This is a genomic window from Desulfothermus sp. (assembly GCF_053993635.1).
Genome location: NZ_JBMYBT010000006.1, coordinates 1 through 8,007 on the forward strand (window position 1 = coordinate 1; position 8,007 = coordinate 8,007).

The window sequence follows — 8,007 nt, forward strand, 5'->3', positions numbered from 1 at the left end:
TATCCAGGTTTACATGAGTATGTGTTTGATTTAAAAAAAGTAAAGTGGGAACCACCTTCTAACCGTAAGTGGACTGGATATGTACGTTATCTTAGAATTGATCCTCATGAGTTTCCTGAACCTAGAGATTTTTATATAGATTCTATTTATGTAAGAGCAGATAGTGAAAGCAAGGGAATTTACCCTATAAAATTTTATGTGGAAGGAGGAGGGAACCTAAGGGCAGATATTTTTTATGATTCAGATCAGAATGGATATAATGGGGTTCCAATTGCAACAAACTTACCTGTTGAAAGTGGTCAAACATATACTTTTTATTGGGACACCCATAATATACCAGAAGGTGTTTACTACGTCTATGTAATTTTACATAATCAGTGGGAAGCTATACCTTCGTATAGCAAAACACCTCTTATTATCTCAACTCCAACTCTTAATCATTCTATTTCTTTTAATTACCAAGTCAGTGCAGACAGAACCGTTTTTTTAGACTGGTCTAATTCACAAGGCCTAACAGGAGTTAACTATAACCTTTATTTAGGATGGAGTTCTGATTGGATGCTCTATAAGGTTCCATTGGGTAATATTACTCAAATAAGCTTTTCTAATGTACCTCCAGGAAATTATTACGTTACTATTACTGCTGAGTTATCTGATGGACAAGAAACACCTATGGATGTGCAACTTATCAGTGTGCCTTAACTAAAGAATCTCTTTACCCAAAAAATTAATGAAATTTAAACTCATATCTCCATATAAGCCTGCAGGGGATCAGCCAAAGGCAATAGCTCAATTGTGCAAAAATTTAAAAAAGGGCGTTAGGCATCAGGTCTTGCTGGGGGTTACAGGCTCTGGCAAGACCTATACCATGGCCAATGTCATAGCAAAGTTAAATAGGCCCACCTTAATAATGGCTCCAAACAAGACCCTTGCTGCTCAATTATATAATGAATTCAAACAATTATTTCCTGAGAACGCAGTAGAGTATTTTGTGAGTTATTATGATTATTATCAACCAGAAGCATATGTACCTGAGAGCGACTTATACATTGAAAAAGACTCGTCAATAAATGAAGATATTGATAAGCTAAGACATGCAGCAACCTATTCATTGTTAACTCGCAGGGATGTAATTATTGTTGCCTCTGTATCATGCATCTATGGTCTGGGTTCGCCTGAATATTATAAAAACATGGTTATTCCAATTGGAGTTGGACAAAGGGTAGTAATGGAGGATTTTTTAGAAAGACTGGTTGAAATATACTATGAACGAAATGACTATGATTTTCATAGGGGCACCTTTAGGGTAAGAGGAGATGTAGTTGAAATAATTCCTGCATACAAGCAAGAACAGGCCATAAGAATAGAATTTTTTGGGGACGAGATAGAGTCTATTTCTGAGATAAATCCCCTTACAGGGGAGGTATTAGATCAAATAGAAAAAACAGTGATATTCCCTGCATCCCATTACGTCTCAGAAAAAGATAACCTTATGAGGGCCATATCAGATATACGAAAGGAGCTAAGAGAGAGGCTTGAGTGGTTTTATGCCCGCAATAAACTGGTAGAGGCCCAGAGGCTAGAACAAAGGACCTTGCTTGACCTTGAGATGTTAGAAGAACTTGGGTACTGTAATGGCATTGAAAACTATTCCAGGCACTTAGATGGAAGAAAACCTGGAACTCCCCCTGCATGTTTATTAGACTATTTTCCTGAAGATTTCTTATTATTTATAGATGAATCTCACATTACAATCCCTCAGATAAGGGGAATGTATAATGGTGATAGATCAAGAAAACAAAATTTAGTAGATTATGGATTCAGGCTCCCATCTGCCTTAGATAATAGACCACTTAATTTTGATGAATTCTTATCCAGAATAAATCAAGTTGTATATGTATCAGCAACGCCAGGTCCATTTGAAATGGAAATTTCAAAGGGTAGGGTAGTTGAGCTGATAATCAGACCAACAGGACTTGTTGACCCTGAGGTGGAAGTCCATCCAACAAAGGCCCAGATAGACCACCTGGTTTCTGAGTGCAAAAAGAGAATGGAAAGAGATGAAAGAGTGCTTGTTACCACCCTCACCAAAAAAATGGCCGAGGATTTAACTGATTTTTTGAATGAAAATTCAGTGCCAGCAAGATACATGCATTCAGATATTGATACCTTGGAGCGGATTTCAATAATTAAGGAACTCCGTGATGGGACATTTTATGTGCTTGTTGGGATAAATCTCTTAAGAGAAGGGCTAGATATACCAGAGGTATCACTGGTCGCAATCCTGGACGCAGACAAAGAGGGGTTTTTAAGGTCCACTTCTTCTTTAATTCAGACCTTTGGAAGGGCTGCAAGAAATGTAAATGGCAAGGTAATAATGTACGCAGACACCATCACTGACTCCATGAAACAGGCCATTTTAGAGACCAATAGACGTAGGAAAATTCAGATAGAATATAACAAAAAACACAATATAATCCCAAAGACAATAAAGAAAACAACTAAAAATCCTTTGTATGAGTTTGGAGAAAGAAAAAAGAACAAGGTTTTATCTGTTGCAGAATCAAAAGAACTTTATTATTTAGACAGGGAAACAATAGAGAGAGAAATAAGAAAACTGGAGAAAAAGATGCGAGAGGCTGCAAGGGAATTAGAATTTGAAAAAGCAGCCCTATTTAGGGATAAGATTTTTGAATTAAAGGAAATTTTAATAAAGTATTAAGCAAAAAAGCAAAGTATTTTATCTCTTATGCCGAATTATATGTCCAAAAAAATCCACAAATCCAGGTTAGAGTTCCTATTATCAAAGGATTTTGTGAATGAATTTTATCCTCTGATCATTGGATTTGTTATACTTATTTTGGTATATTTATATGGCATTTACATTTTTATGCATATAGAGGGTTGGAGCCTATTAGATAGTTTCTATCAGGTGGTTATAACTCTCTCCACCGTGGGATTTAGAGAAGTCCACAATATATCAGATCAAGGGAAATTACATACATCTATATTGATTTTACTGGGTGTTGGAACCTATGCATACATTATTGGCTCATTTACCAATGCCTTTTTAGAAGGTAAAATTCAACTTTTTTGGGGTAAAAAGAGGATGGAAACAAAAATTTTATCGCTAAAAGACCATTATATCATTTGTGGATTTGGCAAGATAGGAAGTGTTGTGGCAAAAGAACTTATAAGAGAAGGGTGTGAAGTTGTTGTAATTGAAAATAATCCAAAAGCAATTGAGGAATTAATGGAAAATAAAATTTTATATGTAGAAGGAGATGCAACTGACGATAATGTATTGTTTAAGGCTGGATTAAATAATGCAAAGGCCTTAATTACGGCCTTATCAAATGATGCCCAGAATGTATATGTAACACTGACAGCACGACAGGCAGCTCCAAATATAACCATAATTGCAAGGGCAGAGAACGAAGAATCAATTAAAAAATTAGAACTCGCAGGCGCTGATAGGGCGCTTACTCCACACCTGTTAGGTGGACTCAGGATGGCACAAATGGTTTTAAGACCTACAGTTATTAACTTTTTGGACATGGCCATCCATGGAGATGATTTAAATTTACAAATGGAAGAGGTACTCATTCCAGAATCATCATCTATTGTAGGGAAAAATTTAATAGAATCTGAACTAAGACCAAGATTTAACTTAATAATAATTGCCATTAAAAAACAAGATGGCACCATGATTTATAATCCCCAGGCTGGGGAAATACTTGAGGGAAGAGATACTTTAATTGTTGTTGGCAGAAAAGTTGATTTAAAAAAATTTAAAGAAATACTTTAAGTTTTTTAGATATGGACTTGGAAAAAATAAAAAAAAGAATAGAAGAGCTAAGAGAGAAAATAGAGTATCACAACTACAGGTATTATGTTTTAGATGATCCTGAAATATCAGATGCAGAATATGACAGGCTATTTAATGAATTAAAGGAATTGGAAGAAAAATACCCTGAGTTTATAACTCCCTATTCACCTACCCAGAAAATTGGGGGCAAGCCCCTTGAAGAATTTGCAAGGAGACAACATAGTGTTCCAATGTACAGCCTGGACAATGTGTTTTCAAAAGGTGAGTTTGAGGAATATTTTGCTAAACTTACGAGGCTACTTCCTGGGGAAGATATCTCTTTTTGGGTTGACCCTAAATTAGATGGACTTGCATTGGAAATAATTTATGAAAATGGAAAATATAGAGCAGCAGCAACAAGGGGAGATGGGTATGTGGGCGAGGACGTAACTGAAAATGTTAAGACCATAAAAAATGTGCCTTTGATTTTAAGGGATAGGATAAATTTTTTTCCTGAATATATAGAAGTGAGGGGTGAAGTTGTTATATCCAAAAGGGATTTTTACCTCCTAAATCAAAGACAGCTGAATAGTGGTCAAAAGGTCTTTGCAAATCCAAGAAATGCAGCTGCAGGCTCTATAAGACAACTGGATCCTAAAATAACAGCCTCAAGACCACTTAAATTTTTTGCCTATGGAGTAGGTATAATTAGGTGGAGAGGAGGATCAGATAATAAGCTAAAAACCCATAGGCAAATCATGGATCTTTTAAAGCAACTTGGGTTTAATATTGTGCCTGAGGCTAAATATTGCAAAGATAAAAACGAAGTCTTTTCTTATTTTGAGAGCATTGAGGCGAAAAAGGATGATTTTCCGTATGAAATCGATGGAGTAGTGGCCAAGGTAGATTCCCTGGATCAACAAAAGAGACTGGGGGCAACAGCAAGGTCTCCAAGATGGGCAATAGCCATTAAATTTAAGGCAGAACAGGCCCAAACAACATTAAAAGATATAATAGTTCAAGTTGGAAGAACAGGGGTGCTTACACCAGTTGCTATTCTAGAACCCGTGGAAATTGGAGGTGCAATAGTAAAAAGGGCAACTTTGCACAATGAAGACGAGATCAGGGCAAAGGATTTAAAAATAGGTGATAGGGTAGTGGTTCAGAGGGCAGGGAATGTTATACCTGAAGTGGTTCGTCCAATAAAAGAGCTCAGGACGGGAAAAGAGAAGGAGTTTGTTTTTCCTAAAAAATGTCCAGTGTGTGGAAGCGATGTAATCAGGCTTAAAGATGAAGTAAATCATAGGTGTATAAATGCTTCTTGTCCTGCAAAACTAAAAAGGGGACTTATCTATTTTGTCTCTAAATCTGGACTTGACATAAGTGGAGTAGGGGAGAGGTGGATAGAAATTTTTGTGGACAAAGGGATAATAAAAGATTTTGCTGATCTATTTTTGTTAAAAAAAGAAGATATAATCCATCTGGAGCGCATGGGAGACAAGCTTGCAGATAATATGCTCTCTTCTATTAAAGAAGCAAAAGAGCGAGCAACTCTTGATAAATTTATCTCTGCTTTGGGTATTAGATTAGTTGGAGAACAAACAGCAAAGCTACTTGCCCATCACTTTGGTTCAATAGATAGACTAGCCAATGCATCTATAGAGGAGTTGCAAAATATCCGTGACATTGGCCCAGAAGTAGCAAAATCCATATACACATTTTTTAGAAATCCAGCAAATCAGGCCCTTTTGAAAAAATTTAAAGAAATTGGGCTTTGGCCCACAAATATAGATCAGAGACAAGAGAAATCAGAGAATTTAAAACTTAAGGACCAAAAATTTATCTTCACAGGTAAATTGGAAACCCTCACTAGGAGTCAGGCAAAAAAATTGGTTGAGCAATTAGGGGGCAGGGTAGTTAGTGCAATTTCAAAAAAGGTAGATTTTGTGGTGGTAGGAAAAGATCCAGGAAGTAAATTTGCCAAGGCAAAAGAGTTGGGTCTAAAAATAATAGATGAAAAGGAATTTTTAGATTTAATAGAAAATCAATCTGTAAACTAATACATGGAGGGATTTATGACAATTTATGCAATAGTCACAGGAGCAGCTGGAAGAATGGGGTCTACTATATGTAATTTAATAAACTCAGATAAAGACATAGAACTCGTAGGAGCAATTGAAAAACACGAATATTTAGAGAAAATCAAGGGACTTACTGATACAATATCCAGCGACCTAAAAGAAGTTGCCTCTAAATATAAAAATGCAGTTATCATTGATTTTACATATCCAGATGTTACTCAAAAAAATGTAGAAATAGCTGTTTCAACAAAAAATCCAATGGTAATTGGAACAACCGGGTTAAACAACGAGCAGATGGGCTTTTTAGAAGAGGCCGCAAAAAATATTCCATTATTCTGGGCTCCTAATATGAGTGTTGGAATTAATGTGCTTTTAACATTGCTCCCAAAATTTGTAGAGATGCTAGGGGATTTATATGATGTAGAGATATCAGAAATCCATCATAAATTTAAAAAAGATGCTCCAAGTGGTACAGCTGTAAAGCTGGCTGAGGTACTCAGAGGGGCAAAAGGTTTTGATAAAGATGTTATTAGATATTGCAGACAGGGTATGATAGGAGAGAGACCAAAACAAGAGATAGGTGTGCAGAGTTTAAGAGGTGGAGATGTAGTGGGAGACCACACAATATATTTCTTTGGCCCAGGTGAAAGAATTGAAATAACCCATAGGGCACATTCCAGGGAAACCTTTGCACAGGGTGCAATTAGGGCAGCAAAATGGATAATAAATAAACAACCTGGAAAATTATACACCATGAAAGATTTATTTGAGGATGTATAATTGGGCGAGGAAATAAAAAAAATATCTTTAGTTTTTGTCTTATTATTTTTTAGCTTTAATTCTGGCTATTGTAATAGTGTTAAGCAACTAAAATTAGAGAGAGGGCTTGTATTTTATAATTTTAAAGGGATCTATGGAGACAAAAGTTATGATATATACATATTAAAAATAGATCCCAATTATTTTTCTCTTAGGCTACTTATGTCGTCTAAATTAAATATCTCACCTTTGTCATTAAGACAGTGGGCTAAAAAATATAATTTAATAGCAGTAATCAATGCCAGTATGTTCTGGGAAGATAAAAGAACAAGTACTGGATTTATGAAAAACAAAGATTATATAAATCAAAGAATAATTAATAAAAAATTTAGAGGATTTTTGGTATTTAATCCCAATCAAAAAAATATACCTCAAGTAGATATTATTGAGAGGGGATATACCAAGAATTGGAATAAATTATTAAATAAATATGATACTGTTATACAAAATTATAGAATGATAGGAGAAAATAGAAAAAATTTGTGGCAGATGGACATTGCCTCATACAGTGTTTCTGCTATTGGGATTGATCGATTAAATAATGTGCAATTTATATTCAGCTATTTGCCATTATCCATACATGAATTAAATAACATCCTTTTGGATCTACCCATAAGTATAAAATCTTGCATATTCACTGAAGGTGGAAATACCAGTGGGATGTATATAAAATATAGGGATTTTGAAAAAGACCTGCATGGATATTCCAGAATAGATATTTTTAAGCAAAATCCAAATAAACCTGAAATACCAAATGTAATTGGAGTTATAAAAAAAATTAACTAAAGGATATGATATGAGATTTTTTTATTTGACCATGTGTTTATTTTTATTAATTCCTGGCCAAGCACTTAGTGGACAAAATATAATAGATGATTTGTTAGAGAATTATAAAAACATACAGTCAATCAGAACTAAATTCAATCAAATACTTAAAAGTAAGACCACCAGGGATGAGGAAGTTAGATCAGGTAATATAATCTGTAAAAAATCATTAAATAGAGTAAAAGTTAGGTGGGAAATAGAAAGGCCTGAACATGAGATTTTGATAGTAAATGGAAATATCATATGGGACTATTTTCCAGAAGAAAAACTCGCATATAAATATAAATTATCAAAAATAGAACAATCAAAGATTATATTTGATTTAATCACAGGTAAAATAGATTTAAAAAAGAAATTTAATATAATAAATGAAGGTATAAAAGGAGATTTATATAAAATAAAATTAGTTCCATTTAATCCAGAGCCAAATATGGTGCTTGTATATCTCTGGATAGACAAAAATAAATTAATAAA

At 34.6% G+C, this 8,007-nt stretch carries 7 protein-coding genes; all 7 read left to right on the forward strand.

Going from position 1 to position 8,007, the window contains the following annotated elements; translation table 11 throughout:
* Window positions 1-702, forward strand: a 702-nt coding sequence (locus tag ACY2V1_RS00220) for a hypothetical protein (RefSeq protein ID WP_461832779.1), incomplete at its 5' end; no start/stop codon positions are given.
* A 28-nt stretch (window positions 703-730) separates the two neighbouring features.
* A complete protein-coding gene (gene uvrB / locus ACY2V1_RS00225) occupies window positions 731-2,722 on the forward strand; it encodes an excinuclease ABC subunit UvrB (protein ID WP_461832780.1) in 1,992 nt (663 codons plus the stop codon).
* 93 nt (window positions 2,723-2,815) lie between these two features.
* Entirely contained in the window at window positions 2,816-3,808 is a 993-nt protein-coding gene (locus tag ACY2V1_RS00230) for a potassium channel family protein (RefSeq protein WP_461832781.1), read from the forward strand.
* A gap of 11 nt (window positions 3,809-3,819) precedes the next feature.
* Entirely contained in the window at window positions 3,820-5,868 is a 2,049-nt protein-coding gene (gene ligA, locus ACY2V1_RS00235) for an NAD-dependent DNA ligase LigA (RefSeq protein WP_461832782.1), read from the forward strand.
* 15 nt (window positions 5,869-5,883) lie between these two features.
* Window positions 5,884-6,669 (forward strand): 4-hydroxy-tetrahydrodipicolinate reductase, encoded by a 786-nt coding sequence (gene dapB, locus ACY2V1_RS00240; RefSeq protein ID WP_461832783.1) that lies wholly within the window; start codon window positions 5,884-5,886, stop codon window positions 6,667-6,669.
* Window positions 6,670-7,494 (forward strand): phosphodiester glycosidase family protein, encoded by an 825-nt coding sequence (locus ACY2V1_RS00245; protein ID WP_461832784.1) that lies wholly within the window; start codon window positions 6,670-6,672, stop codon window positions 7,492-7,494. It begins immediately after the preceding gene.
* 10 nt (window positions 7,495-7,504) lie between these two features.
* A partial coding sequence (locus ACY2V1_RS00250) for a LolA family protein (RefSeq protein WP_461832785.1) occupies window positions 7,505-8,007 on the forward strand: 503 nt, incomplete at its 3' end.

Bases quoted from the DNA above. Each gene is read 5' to 3' on its own strand.
- uvrB (WP_461832780.1), top strand. From the start codon at position 731: ATGAAATTTAAACTCATATCTCCATATAAGCCTGCAGGGGATCAGCCA.
- ligA (WP_461832782.1), top strand. From the start codon at position 3,820: ATGGACTTGGAAAAAATAAAAAAAAGAATAGAAGAGCTAAGAGAGAAA.
- dapB (WP_461832783.1), top strand. From the start codon at position 5,884: ATGACAATTTATGCAATAGTCACAGGAGCAGCTGGAAGAATGGGGTCT.